Source organism: Baaleninema simplex PCC 7105 (assembly GCF_000332355.1).
In the GTDB taxonomy this organism is placed as follows: domain Bacteria; phylum Cyanobacteriota; class Cyanobacteriia; order Cyanobacteriales; family Geitlerinemataceae; genus Baaleninema; species Baaleninema simplex.
In genome coordinates this window covers 1,220,270-1,236,945 of sequence record NZ_KB235958.1, presented here as the reverse complement: position 1 = coordinate 1,236,945, position 16,676 = coordinate 1,220,270, and the positions used below count along the sequence as shown (strand labels likewise).

16 protein-coding genes are annotated in these 16,676 nt (G+C 49.9%); 11 read left to right on the top strand and 5 right to left on the bottom strand.

The features are described 5' to 3' along the window. Positions 1–55 precede the first annotated feature (55 nt). The 3 genes from GEI7105_RS0107425 to ruvC all read left to right on the top strand — a co-directional run bounded on the left by GEI7105_RS0107425 (position 56) and on the right by ruvC (position 2,642). On the top strand, positions 56–877 hold the full coding sequence (locus GEI7105_RS0107425) for an LmeA family phospholipid-binding protein (protein WP_342662816.1): 822 nt from the start codon (positions 56–58) through the stop codon (positions 875–877). A gap of 165 nt (positions 878–1,042) precedes the next feature. Next, positions 1,043–2,140: a magnesium chelatase ATPase subunit I gene (bchI, locus tag GEI7105_RS0107420; RefSeq protein ID WP_017659838.1), complete on the top strand. Its 1,098-nt coding sequence runs from the start codon at positions 1,043–1,045 to the stop codon at positions 2,138–2,140. 10 nt (positions 2,141–2,150) lie between these two features. After that, positions 2,151–2,642: a crossover junction endodeoxyribonuclease RuvC gene (gene ruvC, locus GEI7105_RS0107415; RefSeq protein ID WP_017659837.1), complete on the top strand. Its 492-nt coding sequence runs from the start codon at positions 2,151–2,153 to the stop codon at positions 2,640–2,642. 129 nt (positions 2,643–2,771) lie between these two features. Here the strand turns inward: ruvC and GEI7105_RS0107410 are convergent, their stop codons facing one another. Further along, positions 2,772–3,227 (bottom strand): Fur family transcriptional regulator, encoded by a 456-nt coding sequence (locus GEI7105_RS0107410; protein ID WP_026097494.1) that lies wholly within the window; start codon positions 3,225–3,227, stop codon positions 2,772–2,774. A gap of 166 nt (positions 3,228–3,393) precedes the next feature. On the opposite strand from GEI7105_RS0107410, the gene GEI7105_RS0107405 reads away from it, so the two are divergent. The 5 genes from GEI7105_RS0107405 to GEI7105_RS0107375 all read left to right on the top strand — a co-directional run bounded on the left by GEI7105_RS0107405 (position 3,394) and on the right by GEI7105_RS0107375 (position 9,572). Beyond that, positions 3,394–4,329 (top strand): UDP-glucuronic acid decarboxylase family protein, encoded by a 936-nt coding sequence (locus GEI7105_RS0107405; protein WP_026097493.1) that lies wholly within the window; start codon positions 3,394–3,396, stop codon positions 4,327–4,329. A gap of 147 nt (positions 4,330–4,476) precedes the next feature. Then, positions 4,477–5,865, top strand: a complete 1,389-nt coding sequence (locus tag GEI7105_RS0107400) for a UDP-glucose dehydrogenase family protein (protein ID WP_017659834.1) — start codon at positions 4,477–4,479, stop codon at positions 5,863–5,865. A gap of 131 nt (positions 5,866–5,996) precedes the next feature. Then, on the top strand, positions 5,997–6,314 hold the full coding sequence (locus GEI7105_RS38320; protein WP_158413180.1) for a hypothetical protein: 318 nt from the start codon (positions 5,997–5,999) through the stop codon (positions 6,312–6,314). An 80-nt stretch (positions 6,315–6,394) separates the two neighbouring features. Continuing rightward, a complete protein-coding gene (locus tag GEI7105_RS0107390) occupies positions 6,395–7,021 on the top strand; it encodes a macro domain-containing protein (protein ID WP_017659832.1) in 627 nt (208 codons plus the stop codon). Positions 7,022–7,550: 529 nt separating this feature from the next. Next, a complete protein-coding gene (locus GEI7105_RS0107375; protein WP_017659829.1) occupies positions 7,551–9,572 on the top strand; it encodes a pentapeptide repeat-containing protein in 2,022 nt (673 codons plus the stop codon). An 88-nt stretch (positions 9,573–9,660) separates the two neighbouring features. On the opposite strand, the gene pyk is transcribed toward GEI7105_RS0107375, so the two are convergent. Both pyk and GEI7105_RS0107365 read right to left on the bottom strand, forming a co-directional pair. Beyond that, positions 9,661–11,088: a pyruvate kinase gene (pyk, locus tag GEI7105_RS0107370; protein WP_026097492.1), complete on the bottom strand. Its 1,428-nt coding sequence runs from the start codon at positions 11,086–11,088 to the stop codon at positions 9,661–9,663. A 153-nt stretch (positions 11,089–11,241) separates the two neighbouring features. After that, complete coding sequence (locus GEI7105_RS0107365; RefSeq protein ID WP_017659827.1) at positions 11,242–12,363, bottom strand: ATP-dependent 6-phosphofructokinase; 1,122 nt, start codon at positions 12,361–12,363, stop codon at positions 11,242–11,244. Positions 12,364–12,571: 208 nt separating this feature from the next. Between GEI7105_RS0107365 and GEI7105_RS29540 the strand changes: the two genes are divergently transcribed. Together GEI7105_RS29540 and GEI7105_RS0107355 are read left to right on the top strand one after the other, a co-directional pair. Then, on the top strand, positions 12,572–12,874 hold the full coding sequence (locus GEI7105_RS29540) for a hypothetical protein (protein ID WP_017659826.1): 303 nt from the start codon (positions 12,572–12,574) through the stop codon (positions 12,872–12,874). Positions 12,875–12,927: 53 nt separating this feature from the next. Further along, positions 12,928–13,512 (top strand): thioredoxin family protein, encoded by a 585-nt coding sequence (locus GEI7105_RS0107355; RefSeq protein WP_017659825.1) that lies wholly within the window; start codon positions 12,928–12,930, stop codon positions 13,510–13,512. Positions 13,513–14,180: 668 nt separating this feature from the next. On the opposite strand, the gene GEI7105_RS0107350 is transcribed toward GEI7105_RS0107355, so the two are convergent. Continuing rightward, complete coding sequence (locus tag GEI7105_RS0107350) at positions 14,181–14,630, bottom strand: MgtC/SapB family protein (protein ID WP_017659824.1); 450 nt, start codon at positions 14,628–14,630, stop codon at positions 14,181–14,183. A gap of 180 nt (positions 14,631–14,810) precedes the next feature. Next, positions 14,811–14,960 carry a hypothetical protein gene (locus tag GEI7105_RS38315; RefSeq protein ID WP_158413179.1) on the bottom strand — a complete coding sequence of 50 codons (150 nt, stop codon included), beginning with the start codon at positions 14,958–14,960 and terminating at the stop codon, positions 14,811–14,813. Positions 14,961–14,988: 28 nt separating this feature from the next. Here GEI7105_RS38315 and GEI7105_RS0107340 point away from each other — a divergent pair, with 28 nt between their 5' ends. After that, complete coding sequence (locus tag GEI7105_RS0107340) at positions 14,989–16,275, top strand: glycosyltransferase family 4 protein (protein ID WP_017659822.1); 1,287 nt, start codon at positions 14,989–14,991, stop codon at positions 16,273–16,275. Positions 16,276–16,676: the final 401 nt, after the last annotated feature.

Below are 16,676 nucleotides of genomic sequence, written 5' to 3'. Positions count from 1 at the left end.
GCGGAGTTTGCACGTGGCTTCATATTTTGTTACAAAGAAGGAAGTCATCTGTCTTTTGGAATGCCGACGCGCATCGGTCTCTATGTTTGGGAGCTTTACGGGAAATACAGCGTCTGCGGGAACCGACTGGGGCGAGCAAATGCTCAACACAGTTGCCAGTCGGTCGATCGCGCACCTGTTCACCAAAAGTGAGTCGGTTGACGTCCAGATTCGCTGTTCGCCCTCGAGCAAACTGCTCCAGGGAGCGATCGACAGCTTTAAAATGAGCGGTCGCGGCCTCGTCATCCGCAAACGTTTCCCCGTGCGGGAAATGTCCTTTGAAACCGACACCGTCGCCATCGATTTCAGTTCCGTCCTCAAAGGACAACTGAATCTCAAACAACCGACTCAGGCGATCGCCCAAGTCGTGTTGACAGAAGACGGTATTAACGAATCGTTCCATGCCGATCTCGTCACGCGGCGTCTCCAAGACCTGAACCTACCGGGTCTCGAATCGATTTCGGGTGGAAACCCCGTCTCGTTTTCTAACGTATCCATCGAACTTCACGCCAACAACCGCATTCAACTTCAGGCGATCGCGAAAATCCCCGATCGCGACGAAATTCCAATCGCCCTACGCACCACTATCCAAATCGAGCGTCGGCGTCGCATCGTCTTCACCGAGGCAGAATTTCTCGCCGCAGAGGTTCCCGAATCACTGCGGGAGGATTCCGAAGCCCTCAGTCGCGCTCTCCTCACCAGCCTCAACGACATGGTCGATCTCGATCGCTTCGATCTCGACGGGGTAATGCTTCGCCTCAACCGCCTCGAAACCAAGGGCAAAACCTTATTGTTTAGCGGTTACGCGCAAATCAGCCACTTCCCCAGAAGCGGCTAACTTTCTCTCAAGCCATCTCAGAAAAAGACGGCCTTCTCAACCGTCCCGAATCGGCGAGTTCTGTTCGAGAGTTCGCGATCGAGGGCGGTACAATGGGGAACGGTCGTTTTTTTATTCGCCCATAAAATCCCTTAATCTTATTAATCGCAAACGTTCTAAAATCGCATGACTGTAACTGCCGAAGCCAGCCCAACTGTCCCGACCCTTCCCCGTCGCCGCGCCGTATTTCCCTTTACGGCTATCGTCGGACAAGAAGAAATGAAACTCGCCCTGTTGCTCAACGTCATCGACCCCAAAGTGGGCGGGGTCATGATTATGGGCGATCGCGGAACGGGAAAATCGACGACGATTCGGGCGTTGGCGGATTTGCTCCCAGAAATGGACGTAGTCGCCGACGATCCCTTCGACAGCGATCCGAGCAACCCCGAACTGATGAGCGACGACGTTCGCGATCGCCTCAGCCGGGGCGAAACTCTGCCCATCGCAAAGAAAAAAGTGACGATGGTAGACTTACCCCTCGGCGCTACAGAAGACCGGGTTTGCGGCACCATCGATATTGAAAAAGCCTTGTCTGAAGGGGTGAAAGCCTTCGAGCCGGGTTTGCTGGCTAAAGCCAACCGAGGCATCCTGTACGTGGACGAAGTGAACCTGCTCGACGACCACCTGGTAGACGTACTGCTCGATTCAGCCGCGTCAGGTTGGAATACCGTCGAACGGGAAGGGATTTCGATTCGTCACCCGGCTAACTTCGTGTTAGTGGGTTCGGGGAACCCCGAAGAAGGAGAATTGCGGCCGCAACTGCTCGATCGCTTCGGGATGCACGCTGAAATTCGCACCGTGAAAGATCCCACTTTGCGGGTGAAAATCGTCGAAGAGCGATCGGCGTTCGATCGCGATCCTCAAGGTTATTTAGAACGACACCAAGCCGAACAGCAGGAACTTCAAGAACGACTCGTCAAAGCTCAGGAACTGCTGTCGTCGGTAGAAGTCGAGTACGACTTGCGCGTCCAAATTTCCCAAGTGTGCGCCGAACTCGACGTAGACGGCTTGCGAGGCGATATCGTCACCAACCGCGCGGCGCGAGCGTTAGCCGCCTTTGAGGGGCGAGATAACGTTACTGTAGACGACATTCAGCGCGTCGTGACCCTCTGTCTGCGACACCGCTTGCGGAAAGATCCCCTCGAGACGATCGATTCGGGATACAAGGTGCAAAAAGTCTTCGCTGACGTTTTCGGGGTCGAACCCCCTGACGAGGACGCCTAAACCCGACAGTATGAGTCGTTCCAAAAACTGCCAACGCATTCTCGGTCTCGATCCGGGATTGGCGCGATTGGGGTTCGGGGCGATCGAATGTATCGACAAGTGCGATCGCCTCGAACCTATCGATTTTGGCATTATACAAACGCCGCCCAAACAAGCGCTCGGACAGCGTTTACAAACGATTTACGACGACCTCCACGCCTTGGTCGATCGGTTTGAACCCGATTTCGTCGCGGTTGAAAAACTCTTTTTCTACCGCATGGGAAACACGATCCTCGTCGCACAAGCTCGGGGGATCGTGTTACTCGTATTAGCCCAGTACGACTTGCCGATCGTCGAACTCACCCCCGCCCAAGTCAAACAAGCCTTAACGGGATACGGGAACGCCTCGAAAACCGACGTTCAAGAAGCTGTCGCGCGGGAACTGTCCCTCGAAACCGTACCCAAACCCGACGACGCCGCCGACGCTTTAGCCGTGGCGATCGCCGCCTGGTTTCAGCGTTGACGATCGAGGGTTCGGGGATGACCGGATGCGAGGCGGTGCGTGACGCGGTAACACCACATTGACCTGACAACGCCTACATTTTTCAGCCGCGTCACGCACCCTACCAATTGACTCCCAATCTCCCCCTCTCTAATACGGCGCTAACGCTCGCTGACAGGCCGGACAGACCGCGTGGATCGTCAGTTGACAGTCGAGGAGATGATACCCTTCTTTTTGAGCGGTTTTCGTACCGATTTTTAAGACGGCATCGCTTTTAAACTCGATCGTTTTATTGCACTTGACACAAATCAGATGGTGATGGTGGTAAGGATAAGGTTGGTTGAGTTCGTAATGTTTGTGGTCTTCGCCAAGTTCTAGCTCTCTGAGGATACCCATCCGAGCCATGAGTTTGAGCGTGCGGTAAACCGTTGACAGGCTGATGCGCTGTCCGTCTTGCTGTAAGAGTTCGTACAAATCTTCCGCGCTCAAGTGTTCGCCTTTCGGCAAATGCTGAAACGTTTTGAGAATCGTTTCTCGTTGGGGCGTCATGCGCCACCCACGTTCGTTTAGCTCAGATTTCAGAGAGGCTGTGGAGTAAACAGACATAATGCCAGATAACAAAAGCCTCTATCTGCTTTCTAGGATACACACCAACAATCGTTGTTGTCAATTAACTTCTTTAGTTGAGAATTTTCAGAACGAGTTCATAAATCTGGACAGTTGAGCGATCGCAGGATACCTTGGATGTCAGGTTTTAGCGAGAATTTCGGCGATGAGAATACTAGTTACAGGCGGTGCTGGGTTTCTAGGCTCCCACCTCATCGATCGCCTGATGGAACAAGGCCACGAGGTCATTTGTCTGGATAACTTCTTCACCGGCCACAAGCGCAACATTCTAAAGTGGATGGATTCGCCTTACTTCGAGGTCGTTCGCCACGACATCACCGAACCCATCCGACTCGAAGTCGATCGCATCTACCACCTCGCTTGTCCGGCCTCTCCCGTTCACTACCAATACAACCCCGTTAAAACCGTCAAAACGAGCGTTCTCGGAACGCTCAATATGTTGGGACTGGCAAAACGAGTCAAAGCCAGGTTCTTGCTGGCCTCGACCTCAGAAGTCTACGGCGATCCCACCGTCCACCCCCAAACCGAAGACTATCGGGGGAACGTCAACCCCATCGGGATTCGTGCCTGTTACGACGAAGGAAAGCGAATCGCCGAAACCTTAACTTTCGACTACCATCGCCAAAATAACGTAGACGTGCGCGTCATCCGCATTTTCAACACCTACGGCCCCCGAATGCAAGAACACGACGGACGAGTCGTGAGTAACTTCATCGTCCAAGCTCTGCGAGGAATTCCCCTGACCGTGTACGGCGACGGTTCCCAAACCCGCAGTTTTTGCTACGCCAGCGACCTTATCGACGGGATGATGCGGCTGATGGAAAACGAGGAACATATCGGGCCAGTGAATATCGGAAATCCCGACGAATACACGATCTTGGAACTGGCGCAGACGATTCAGAAACTCGTCAATCCCGATGTCGAGATTCAGTTTGCGCCGCTTCCGCAGGACGACCCCAAACAGCGACAACCGGACATTACCCGAGCCAAAGAGTGGCTGGGTTGGACGCCGAAAGTCGCTTTAGAAGATGGATTGAAGCGAACGATCGAAGATTTTCGCCAACGTCTGGCAGCTAAATAACCCGATTCTAATCGACAGGCGTTTTTCCGGGTGTATCGACCGCAGCACCGAAGGTGGGGATTGAAAGATTTTGCGATTAAGCTAGTGTACGAAAGCCTCCCAACCCCACCTGTTGAGGAGTACTTTACTATCTGAGGACGAATTGATATGCGCGTTTGTGTCATCGGTACGGGATACGTCGGTTTGGTGACTGGAGCTTGCTTGGCTCGCATCGGCCACAACGTGATTTGCGTCGATAACAACGAAGAGAAAGTTAAAACGATGAAAGCCGGGCGGTCGCCGATTTACGAGCCGGGACTGTCGGAAATTATGGCGTCTTGCATCGAATCGGGACACATCGAATTCACCACAGATTTAGAAGCAGGCGTCAATCACGGTGACATTCTCTTTATCGCAGTGGGAACGCCGCCACTCCCGACTGGGGAAAGCGACACTCGGTACGTCGAAGCGGTAGCCCGAGGGATCGGCGCACATCTGAAAGAGGGTTACAAGGTCATCGTCAACAAGTCTACAGTTCCGATCGGTTCGGGGGACTGGGTGCGATCGATCGTTCTCGACGGTATCGCCGAACGGGAAAAATCCCTAGTGAGTGCGGGAACTTCTGGAGAAGAACTCGTCGAACAAATTAACGCGGAGTTCGATGTCGTCAGCAACCCGGAATTTCTACGGGAAGGATCGGCGGTGTACGATACCTTCAACCCCGATCGCATCGTTCTCGGCAGCAACAGCAGCCGCGCGATCGAGATGATGAAGGAGCTTTACGAACCGATCGTCAAACGGGAGTTGGCGGAGGAGAAAGAGTTGCCTCCGGTGCCGGTGGTGGTGACGGATTTGTGTTCGGCGGAGATGATTAAGTACGCCGCCAACTCGTTCTTAGCCACGAAGATTAGCTTTATTAACGAAGTGGCGAATATCTGCGATCGCGTCGGTGCTGACGTGACTCAGGTGGCCAAAGGCATCGGCCTCGACTCTCGCATCGGGACGAAGTTCTTGCAAGCGGGGATCGGTTGGGGCGGTTCTTGTTTCCCGAAAGATGTCTCGGCGTTGGTTCACACCTCGGACGATTACGGTTACGACGCGCAACTGCTCAAAGCGGCGGTGGAAGTCAACAAACGCCAACGCCTCATCGCTCTCGAAAAGCTCCAACACGAGCTGAAAATCCTCAAAGGAAAAACCGTCGGCTTGTTGGGACTGACGTTTAAACCCGACACGGACGATATGCGCGACGCGCCGTCTCTGTTGTTGATTGAAAATCTCAACCGTTTGGGTGCGAAGGTGAAGGCTTACGACCCCATCGTGTCTCAGTCGGGGCTAAGTTCGGGATTGTCTGGGGTGTACGTGGAAACGGACACCGAACGCCTGGCTGAAGGCTGTGATGCTTTGGTGTTGGTGACGGATTGGAAACAGTTTCTCTCTTTGGATTATGCCAAGATGGCCAAGGCGATGAACACGCCAATTATGGTGGACGGTCGTAATTTCCTCGATCGCGAGAAGTTGGAATCTCTCGGCTTCCGTTACGTGGGCGTGGGTCGTTAAACGCGCTCTGACACTTCTTTTTTCTATTTTATAGAATATGTCGATCGCCCCAGTTTTTTAGAGTAAGACTGGGGTTTTTATTATTGATAACATACGCTAATCGATTTTTCTTTCAAATTTAAATGCTTGTTATGAGTCAAAGAATCGAGCTAATCAAAACTTATCTTTGTCACTGTTCTGTATATATCGATCGCATTGTCTATGACGATCACAAAAAACTTTTCGAGAGCGTTTTCTACGATGCTCCAGAGTCTTGGAAACCGATACTAAAGATATGTATTTCTGACGTTACGGAGTACGAATGCAACATTCAAGAACTAGAAGATGACGATTTTATTGATGGAGCGATCGGATTCGATCGAGAAAATGACCGATATTACCTACTGACAGATACTAAGGAGATCGCTTTCACCTCACGAGAAAGTCCAGCGATCGAGTGGCTGATGTAACAACGACCTGTGGCTAGGTGACGGAGAGCGATCGCGATCGCTAAACTGAAAATATTCCGATCTCCATTTTCAAGATCGTCATGAAACCCACCGATCTCAAACTTATCTTAGTCGATCCGAAGCCAGAGCTTTGCGAGGCTTGGCAAGGGAAGTTAAAAAAATTCTCCGCCGTGTCAATTGTCAACGGCTATTTTGAAGAGTTAACCGATTACGATTGTATGGTGAGTGCGGGGAATTCCTTCGGTTTGATGGATGGTGGGGTCGATCTGGCGATCGTTCGCTATTTCGGTTTAGAATTGATGGCTCGCGTGCAACAACGGATTATCGACGAGTATTGTGGCGAGCAACCAGTGGGAACCTCTTTAATTGTTGAAACCGGTCATTATAACCATCCTTTTCTGGCTCACACGCCAACGATGCGGGTTCCTATGTCTATCTCTCAAACGGACAATGTTTATGTGGCAATGTGGGCGATGCTCGTCGCCGTTAAGCGACATAACCAACGAGAAGAATGTAAAATACAAACGATCGCCTGTCCGGGTTTGGGAACGGCTACCGGAAAAATGTCGTGCGATCGCGCCGCCCAACAAATGGCTCTCGCCTATAAAAATTTTCTCTATCCACCTGAGTCGATAAACTGGCCGTATGCTTCGTTAAGACAAAAAGCGATCGGAGCCGGTGGAGATGTTAAGGTTAGTTTAGATTAAAAGAGTGCGATCGAAAATGCCCACTCTCGTTTTGAGTTCCCGTTACAGTGAAGATTCGATCGCCTTGTGGCGTGCTGCGATCGGATATAAAAAAGCTAAAATTTTTATTTTGACCGATTTATAAAATTCGATTTTTGTTAAAATCGAAAAAGGCAACACTAGGAAAAATCAATGGCTCTTCCGAACTTACTATGTAAGAAATCGCTGAACGTCATGCTGAGTCGCACTTTCAGCCAAAGTCAATCAAAAGGGGTTGAAATTGTGAAATTCATTACCAGGGTTACAGCGCTTTTTTCTGCACGCCAAGTTCGGAAGAGCCAAATCAATTGGGTTAAACTCTGAAGATCTCGAGGTAACTCTTAGGGAGCATCCCATTTCGGCAATTATAGATAAGCAGCTACTATTGAGAATACTGGCTTGCCTCTCACAGAGACAAATTCACCTACGTCTTGAAACGATTTTCAACAATCAATTGCCATGTATCTTCCAAAACGGGATGCTCCCTAACTCTTATTAACAAAATCGAAAGATGCAGGAGATTCAAAAACTACTCGAACGCTACAAAGCTGGAAAAAGAAACTTCTCAGGAATCGATTTAAGTGGCGCCAAACTTGATGGGACAAAATGTCAAATCGATCTGAGCGGGGCTGACTTTCGGGGTGCAAATTTCAGTGAAGCCGAACTATATGGCTGGCAGGGACAAGAGATAAATTTGAGCCATACAAATTTTAGTCATGCTACGCTTGAAAATGCCATTTTGAGCGATGTCAATTTAGAGAGTGCGCACTTTTGCTATGCGAATCTTAGAAATATTTATATTGATGGCAAAGTCAATCTAGCGGATTTTAGTCGAGCCGATTTAACCGATGCTTGTCTCGAACCGAAAGAATTGAATCAAACGAAGTTTGTCGGAGCAAATTTAATAAATGCAAAGCTGGGGCGATGCGATCACAGCAACACTCATCTCGATTTCACCGATGCAAATTGTGTTGAAACTCAGTTTTTGGGAAGCTTTATCTGGGCAAATTTTAAAAACTCTAATCTCAAAGCAGCAATCTTTCATCTCTCCAACGATTGTCGTGCCAATCTCAGTTATGCCAATTTAAGCAACTTGGATTTACGAGATCGAGACTTTTCCCAGCTAGAAATGGTGGGAGCCAATCTCAACGGGGCAAACCTCACCAATGCCAATTTTACAGGGGCAAATCTTCAAGGGGTAGATTTCCAAAATGCCAATCTTGACAAAGTAAATTTTACCCATGCCAATCTTCGCGACACTCAACTTGAAGGAGCGATCGCTCTAGATTCTAAAATCAAAACGATTTGGAAAATCGTCCATCAGGGAGCAAACATCGAGCTTTTAAAAACTGCTGATTTGAAGGGCGCGAATCTCAATCATATGGATTTTGTTTGGCTTGATTTGAGAAGTGTGAACTTTCAAAATGTTTGTCTGATTGGAGCAAATTTTAACCATGCCAATTTGAGTGGCGTCAATTTAGAAGGGGCTAATCTCACCGAAGCGCAATTTAAGAAAGCCGATCTATCTCGGACAAATTTAAGTCAATCCAATCTCGAAAAAACTTGTTTTTTAGGTGCAAATCTGGAAAATGCCGATCTCACTCAGACAAATTTAAAGAACGTCGATTTCACTCATGCAAAATTGTTGGGGGCGAAGTGGGTGGATGCGATTAATCCACCTGAATTTCTAGCTGGGTTTTGCCAAGCATACAACAATCCAAGTTATGAACTGCTCGAACAAATCCAAGAATCTTGCAAGGATTTATATCATGAAAGTTGCTCGTCAGATCCTTACGAAGTTTTTTTGTGGGAAACTCGCCTTCGAGGAGATTTTACACTTGAAGGATTACTCAAGGCTTGTCAACACATGCAAGAAATTCCAATCGCTGAATTTCGATGGGCTTACCTTGATAACATCGATTTTGAAGTGTTATCTCCTACTGTTTACTATGACTCCAAGCTACAAGCAGAAATTGAGTATTTCCGAATTTTGCTCGATCGCCTGGATATTTACCTGACCAATCTCAAGGTTTTTTTACTAGAAAGTCACCGTGAAAATTGCCATTTTATTATTGGCAATACTCCATCCGGTGATTATTTAGGGATAGCTCGAAAAATGTCATACTGGGCCGACACCTATTGGTTGTACCACTCTAACCCCATTTTTAGAGAGGAAGATATGACTCTTTCTAAGCCTCAAAACAAAGAGCTAATTTTGATTTTAAAAAATGCAATTTCAAATATTGAGTTTTTACAACCCAACTCAGAAAGTTTTGTTTGGGAAATTTCCGAAAAACGAAGTTCGCTGATTCATAATCTTCTCGATACAACTCGAGCCATTTCAACCCATAACGTTGAATATGTCTTCAGAAAGACAGGCTATATCACCATCGAACCCAATGACTTTGTGATGAAAAACTTAAGTCATTTAAGGCTGTATCGGGTTGGGGTTGTATGGCTGCATATGTACTTTGTCGGACAAACTCGGAATGGAGATTGGATTGTGATTCGGACTGAATCAAGTGACAGCTAAAATTTTTAGGTTTGGCTCTCGAATGGCGATCGCAGTGTGGCCAGCGTTGTCCGTTCATAACCCCACTGCGATCGCCCCCAGAAAAGCCTTACGCCACGATCGCCTGTCCGATGGTGTGAACCTTAATCAAACTGGTGCTTCCCGGCATCCCAATCGGAACCCCCGAAGTAATCACCACCTTGTCGCCTTTTTCCACCAAACCCCGTTCCACGGAGGTATTCACCACCGTCACCATCATCTCGTCAGAACTGTGAACCGTGGGAATCAAGCAGGGTTGAACGCCCCAGGATAACGAAAGCTGGTACTGGGTGGACTCTTCCGGCGTAAAGGCAATAATCGGCGGATAGGGGCGGTATTTCGAGATCGATCGCGCCGTTCCCCCAGACGAAGTATTACAGAAGATCGCCTTCGCATCGACTTCCGTGGCAATGCGACAGACCGATGCCGCCACCGACTCCGTCACGCTGAGATCGCCAGGTTGACCCGCTTTCGGATACTTCGATCGCGGCAAAACCTGCTCCGTTTCCAAGGCAATATCCCGCATCACCTTCACCGCTTCGATGGGATAGTGACCCACCGCCGTTTCTCCAGAAAGCATGATCGCGTCGGTTCCGTCGAGAATCGAGTTCGCCACGTCCGTCGCCTCAGCCCGAGTGGGATCGGGGGCGTCGATCATCGACTCCAACATCTGCGTCGCCGTAATCACCGGTTTTCCCGCCTCGTTACAGCGTCGAATAATGTCCTTTTGAATCAACGGTACTTCGTGCATGGGGAGTTCGACCCCCATGTCTCCCCGCGCGATGAGAATGCCGTCGGCGGCTGCAAGAATGTTATCGAAATCGTCGATCGCCTCCCGTTTCTCGATTTTGGCGATGACGCGAGTTTTTGCCCCAGCGGCCTCGATCGTCCGTTGAACCGGTTCGATATCGAGAACCGATCGCACGAAAGACACCGCTACCCAATCGACATTGTGTTTCAAGCCAAAGCGCAAATCGAGCAAATCTTTCTCCGTTACCGACGTCATCGGTAAGTGAGTTTGCGGTAAGTTCACCCCTTTACGGGACAGCAAAACGCCGCCGATGGTCGCTTGGGCGCGAATGGTATCGGCCGTGCGTCCGGTGACGACGAACTTGACCCGTCCGTCGTTAATCAACAGCGGTTCTCCCTTACGGACGATGGCAAACACCATCGGTACGGGAAGGGGAATTTCGTGAATATTATCGCCCGATTCCGTGGCGACAAACGTAACTTCCTGGCCGGCTTGGACTTCTAATCCTTCTGGCGGTAACGATCCCAAGCGAATTTTCGGACCGCAGAGGTCTTGCAACACGGCCACGGGCATATTGAGATCGACCCGCAGGCGTTGAATGGTATCGATCGTTTGAGCGTGAAATTCGTGACTGCCGTGAGAGAAATTGAGGCGGGCGACGTTCATACCTGCCGCCGCAAGAGATTCGAGCATTGTCGGCGAACAAGTTGCCGGACCGACCGTGCAGATAATTTTGGTGCGTCGCATAAAACACCTAAAAGCTGATTTATCGTGTCGAGGGGGTTGCCCTAATTACGTTCTCGTTACAGTTGGGGAACGATCGAGCAAAATTGTCGTGTAGGGCGGACAACATCCACCGCGCTCTATATTTCCTGTTGTTTGTGTGAGATGGCGTCAGTCTCAGCGGGCGATCGAACCGACTAACGGCGCAATCGCAGTCGTGTTGAGTTCTCCCATATAAATTCCCAATCCTCGGGCTGTTTTGACGAGACAACTTTGGGGATCGACGTAGGTAGGACTTTGGGCGCAGACTTCGGCGATCGATACGTCGGCGACTTCCCCGTTTTTCCAAACCACCACCTGACCGAAGCGTTCGTCAGCGACGAGATCGACGGCAGCTTTGCCCAAAGCAGAGGCCAGAACGCGATCGAACGCCGATGGCGTTCCACCCCGCTGGACGTGGCCGAGGACGGTAACGCGAGCTTCGATCGTGTTTTTCGTGTAACGGCAGATTTCGTCGGCGATGTAGTTGCCGATCCCGCGCAAGCGGATTTCTCCTTGGGCGTCGGTGTAAGCCCGAGATTCGCCCGATAGGGTTTTTGCGCCTTCGGCCACGACGACGATCGCGAATCGATGTCCCCAGCGATCGCGCAGTTCGTCGAGTTTTTTGCGAACGCCGCCGATGGTGTAGGGAATTTCGGGAATGAGAATCACGTCAGCACCGCCTGCGATTCCGGCGTGTAAGGCCAAATGTCCCGAATCCCGTCCCATTGTTTCGACGACCATCACGCGATCGTGACTGGCGGCGGTATAACTGAGTTTGTGGAGAGCATCAACGAGGGTGTTTACTGCGGTATCGAAGCCGATCGACCGTTCGGTGACGGCCACGTCGTTATCGATGGTTTTGGGAATGCCGACGAAGTTCCAACCGCCTTTGCGAGCCAGTTGAGATAAAATCGCCAAACTCCCGTCACCGCCAATTCCGATCAAAGCGTCGAGATCTAAGGCGCGATACCCCTCGATAATCTCGTCCGCGCGAGCTTCTGTCGGCCCTCGGTTGATCGACCCGAGAATGGTTCCCCCGGTACTCAACAGCGGATCGATGCCTCGCATATCGAGGCCGTGTACCGTGAGGGCGACCGCTTTGCGATCGAGCAATCCTTGAGTTGCGTAGGGAATTCCGAGAACTTCCCAGCCAAAGGTCAGCGTCGCGTGGCTGACTACGGCTCGGATCGCCGCGTTTAGCCCGGGACAGTCGCCGCCACTGGTGAGAATTCCGATTCGCTGGTGGGTTTTTGTCATTGGCTTGGCTGTTGTCGGTAGACGATCCGATATTTGCCTTTACTCTAACTGGGGTCTGTGGGGGATGTGTCATTTTTTGGGTTTTATTTTGAATTCCTCCCGCGTGCTTGGCATTGCCGTAACGTTTCGTTGCAACTTTACGTTTTTCGGTAGAGGGGTATTCCACAATGAAAGTTAACAGGTGCCGGGTTTAAAGGAGATTTTTGGCATGACACGTCATCGAATTTTAGCGGCGATGGCAGCAGTTTCTACGGTCGTCGCGGCCTCTCCCGCTTTCGCTGCGTACTGGATTCGCATGGGGACTGCCTCGACGGGGGAAGTGGTGGCGGTCGATCGCGACAGTATTGGCTGGTTCGACGGTAACTTGTACTTTACCTACAGCATCGGCAATGAGGTTATCGACGCGATCGCCTATTGCAGTAGCAATCAGTGGTACGCCGAAGGGTATGGAACCTACACGCCCCAAAGCGAAGCCACGCAAAATATGTTGAACTACGTTTGCAATTACTAGCAACGTTTTTTAACCTGAGAAAGCGTGTACCTTATGTTTGACGGAGTTTTGTTATGGTTCTCACGCCTTCGACAATGTTGGATCTCGGGGTGTCTGCTCCTTCGTTTTCGCTACCGGATATGGTCTCAGGAAACACGATTTCTCTCGATACTTTTTCAGATAAAAAAGCGTTACTCGTCATTTTTCTGTGCGAACACTGTCCGTTCGTCAAGCACGTTCGCGGCGAACTGGCTAATATTGGTCGAGACTATGGCGATCGCGGATTGGGAATCGTGGCCGTTAGTTCCAACGATGTGGAAAACTACCCGGACGATTCTCCAGAAAATTTGAAAGCGATGGCGCAAGAGTGCGGGTTTAACTTTCCCGTGTGTTACGACGAAACTCAGGAAGTGGCGAAAGCTTATACCGCCGCTTGTACGCCGGACTTTTTCTTGTTCGACGGCGATCGCCAACTGTTTTACGCCGGACAACTTGACGACAGCCGCCCCGGAAACGACAAACCCGTGAACGGGAAGGATTTGCGGGCGGCGATCGAAGCGGTTTTGAGCGATCGCCCCCTCGAGAGCGATCGTAAACCCAGTGTCGGCTGCAACATTAAATGGAAACCGGGGAACGAACCTGACTATTTCAAGTCTTAATTAGCCCGTCGGTTGGCTCGAGGATCGGCTAAGTTCAAACCTCGATCGGAATCGGTTTTTATTCCATGCGAGGCTCGTCGAACGGGGTGCATCTCAAAAATGTAAATTCATCGAATTGGGCGCACTCAATTTCCAGATCCCCGGCATCTTGGAGATGCCGGGGATCTTATGCCTGAAGTGCTAATCGGGAATTTTGCCACCCCAAACTGATGTTTTTGCAAAAGTTGAGATGCACCCGTCGAACGACCCAACTTGAACCTGAATCTTTGGTTTAGGGGTGCAGAAAACTGTTAAAAACAGAGTATTGACAAAAAGCACGAGATATGCAGTCTCGTTTGATGTTGTTCTGCACCTCAAACCCCTTTGAGTTTTAAAAAAGATTAGTAATATAGCAACCCTAAATCAGTTGTTTAATAAAATCGCGAATAGGGAACAGGGAATCAGGCTTTTTTCTGGTGTTTTAATTTTTGACGATTCATTTGGGATTGCCATATAAAAAATAAATCGATCTTTTTAAAAAGATCGACAATTTATCGCATTTAATTTTGGCTCTTCGGAGTTTAGGGTGACAGAAAAACTAACTTCACGAGATTTCAAGGGTTTTGGCTCTCGAATCTTCAATTTTTTGTATCATGCTATACATTTATAACCACAAACTCCGAAGACCCTTAATTTTTTAACTTCGACCATCGTTTTTCAAGTTTTCCCAACATTCGTAAGACAACCCAGGTCACGAGAGAACACGTAAATCCAAGTCCTAACAAGCCACTTCCGACAATAATTCCCAACGCAGCCGACATCCAAATAGCAGCAGCAGAGGTCAAACCACGAATTTTAGGATTTTGCAAAATCGTTCCCGCTCCAATAAAGCCGACGCCAGAAACCACACCAGAAACCGCTCGCATGAAGGCTTCGGGGTTTTCTTGCGCGATACCGAGTTGAATGGGAACGAGGACAATTAACGCCGAACCGAACGACACGAGCATATTGGTTCGCAATCCTGCGGCTTTGCGTTTCGCTTCTCGTTCGATACCAATAATTGCGCCAATGGTAAGGGTTAAAGCCAAACGAGCGATGATTTGTAATTCGTCGACAGGAGCGAGGGCATAACTGGTCAATGGTTTATCGATTGAATTCAGCTACGTCCATTGTGGCAAAAATGCGCTTACAAACTTGGCGTTTTGGCGAAGAGAAATGCGCCGGACTTGAAAAACGAGTATCGATCGCAACGAAGGAGACGGTCGATCGCAAGTCTAGAAGGAGTTTTCGCGGATTTAATTAACATCCTTAAACTTACCTTAACTTTTGTGAATCGAGCCAAATCGCCCTTGCAATCGCGAGATTAAAAGGCGATCGCAACAGAGACATCGTTCCTCCAAATCTGAAATTTCCATCGAACGATAGATGCGATCGCCTTTAAAGATAGAGGACGATGGAAATAGCGTCATCTGTAGGAGTAGTTAAGGGATTTGCTGTATGAGTTACACCCCTGAGAAACCTCGCGGTCATATTTCGCTTGTCTCCGTTCACGGCGATCCGGCGATCGCGATCGGTAAAGAAGAAGCAGGCGGTCAAAACGTTTACGTAAGCCGTATCGGAGAAGGGTTAGCGCGATTAGGTTGGCAAGTCGATATGTTTACCCGCAAAACCGATCCGAACCAAGAATCAGTCGTCCATCACAACCCAGGCTGTCGGACGATTCGCCTCACCGCAGGGCCCGAACGCTTTGTCAACCGACAAGAACTGTTCGAGTGTTTGCCAGAATTTTTACAAGCATTTTTACAAGTTCCCCGAACGGACGACACGCTACATCCGTTAGTTCATACAAATTACTGGCTTTCCGGTTGGGTCGGTCGCGAACTTCGCAAACACCGCCCGATTTCTTGGGTTCACACATATCATTCCCTCGGTTATGTCAAGTACGATACAGTCGAATCGATTCCCGATATTGCCAAAACTCGCTTACAAATTGAAAAAGACTGTTTAGAGCAATCCGATCGCGTAATTTCGACGAGTCCGCAAGAGCGATCGGATCTCAGAGAATACGTTTCAGAAAAAGGAGAGATCGATATCGTTCCCTGCGGTACCGATATCGACCGTTTCGGTACGATCGATCGCCAAACCGCCAGACAGCTCTTAAAATTAGCCCCCGACGAAAAATTTGTATTGTACGTCGGACGCTTCGACCCCCGCAAAGGAATCGAAACCCTGGTTCGAGCCGTCGCCGATTCCCAAGTGCGCGATCGCTTTTCCGTCCGCCTCGCCATCGTTGGGGGAAGTCGTCCCGGCCACAAAGACGGCGACGAACGGGAACGCATCGAGGCCATCGTCAACGAGTTAAACCTGAGCGATCGCACCACCTTTACCGGACAGTTGAATCGAACCGAACTCCCAAAATACTTCGCCGCCGCCGACGTTTGCGTCGTTCCGAGTCATTACGAACCCTTCGGCTTAGTTCCCATCGAAGCCATGGCCAGCCGCACTCCCGTCGTTGCGAGTAACGTCGGGGGATTGAAGTTTACAGTGGTTTCCGAAGAAACCGGCTTGCTGGTTCCCCCGAAAGACGTAGAAGGTTTTGCTCGAGCGATCGCGCGAATTTTAGACGATCCCCAATGGCGCGATCGTCTCGGAGACGCCGGACGCCAGCGAGTCGAAGATCGTTTCAGTTGGGACAGCGTCGCCAAACAGATCGATGGCGTCTATCAAGCCCAACTCAAAACGCTCTATCGTGACTTCTTCGCCAGCAGTTCCGCCGCAAGGTAGCAAGGGAGCAAGAGAGAGGGGGGGGAGAGAAGCCGTAGGGTGCCGTGACGCGGGCGCCCCCTGTAGTCGAAGTCCGACCAAAGTAGTTTTACCGCGTCACGCACCGCCCCCAACCGACCGATAAGGAGATGAGGAGATGAGGAGATAAGGAGAAATCTTAACGTTTACAACATCAAACAAAGGAGATTTTTATGAGTTTCGATCGCATTTTAGTCGCTCTCAATCGCTCGGCGTCCGATAAAGCTGAGAGGGTGACAAGGTAGACGGAAGCCAGACGGGACAATTGTTTGAGAGAATAGAGGAGTCCCAAAAAAGAGGGTGGCGTTTTGCGGCCACCCCAACAAAAAAATGCTACCGACATTCTACCAAGATTTTCTGCGCATCCATCTCAATGAGAAGCA